This is a genomic window from Staphylococcus sp. GDY8P47P, assembly GCF_016892225.1.
Lineage (GTDB): Bacteria > Bacillota > Bacilli > Staphylococcales > Staphylococcaceae > Staphylococcus > Staphylococcus borealis.
Genome location: NZ_JAFENV010000018.1, coordinates 235 through 1,545 on the forward strand (window position 1 = coordinate 235; position 1,311 = coordinate 1,545).

Annotated in this window: 2 protein-coding genes; one reads left to right on the plus strand and one right to left on the minus strand. The window is 33.1% G+C overall.

Annotated elements, in window-relative coordinates:
- Nucleotides 1–450 (minus strand): MOSC domain-containing protein (locus JVV30_RS07990; protein ID WP_239469343.1); only part of this gene is annotated, 450 nt, incomplete at its 3' end.
- 160 nt (nucleotides 451–610) lie between these two features.
- Here JVV30_RS07990 and JVV30_RS07995 point away from each other — a divergent pair.
- On the plus strand, nucleotides 611–1,311 hold a 701-nt coding region (locus JVV30_RS07995; protein ID WP_204193955.1), incomplete at its 3' end, for a ribose 5-phosphate isomerase A.

Here is a 1,311-nt window from a genome sequence, read left to right on the forward strand (position 1 = left end):
TTGTATGACTCGAAAGTAAAAGCCAGTTTTACCACTCGAAGTCATTCGTTTAACCAAATCTGTAATGCCGTACTTAGTTTGAATCTTCCAACACGGTTCTCTAATTTCGGATACCTCAATCACTGATTCACCTAATTGATATTGATTTCCAAAATAGACATCTGCTTCATCTAAGTCTTCTACAGTTAAATTTTCACCAAACATTGCATAATCTGGAACTGTGTCCAACGCATATTTGTACATGTTATAATGCGATTTGCTAAAGCAACACACTGCTTTATGAGGCCCACCATGGTCTTTGTACGCTTGTTCATCTTCGGCAAAGCCAGTTTTGGATAACCACATCTTTCCTGAAAAAGGTGACTTGTTTAAAGCTGATCGCATTTCTCTTTTTTGTCCGTAATCTAATTGTTCAATTTTGCCTACTGAAATTGCATAGACTGAAATCATTGTCTTCTCCCCCAGATAAAGTTAATAAGCAAAATTTTACTATACTCACAATTAAAAGATAAGAAAAATGATAAAAGAATTTCTCATATTGAACTAGGTATTTGTTTCAACGTCATGTAAAATAATAGTTGAGTATAATTGAAAAGGGGTCACAGTTAAGATGAAAGATGCTAAAGAACTTAAATTCATGACAGTAGATGATGCTGTAGCTCAAATTAAAGACAATATGATATTAGGCATTGGTACGGGGAGCACAATAGAATTGCTTATCCCAAAGATTGCTGAAAGAATTCATAATGAACAATTAAATATTACAGGTGTGTGTACCTCTAATAAAAGTGCATTAATTGCGAAGAAGTTAGATATCCATATTGTTGATATCAATGATGTTGATCACGTTGACTTGGCTATAGATGGCGCTGATGAAGTTGATCCTAACCTTAATTTAATTAAAGGTGGCGGCGGTGCCTTATTTCGTGAAAAAGTAATTGATGAAATGGCGCATCGATTTGTAGTTTTAGCGGATGAAAGCAAACTCGTTAATTATTTGGGTGAAGGTTTTAAACTACCAGTCGAAGTAGATAAATTTAATTGGTTACATATTGCTAAAAAAATTGAAATGTATGAAGATGTCGTGACAGAGCGTCGTATGAGTGATGATGTACCATTTATTACTGATAATGGGAATTATATTTTAGACTGTCAATTAAATAAACAAATTGATCCATTTACATTTCATGATTATTTAATTCATTTAACTGGTGTCTTAGAAACAGGATATTTTTTAAATATTACTGATCAAGTGATTGTTGGTACACAAGATGGGGTTAAAATTATAAATAAAGGGAGTGGGACAGAATT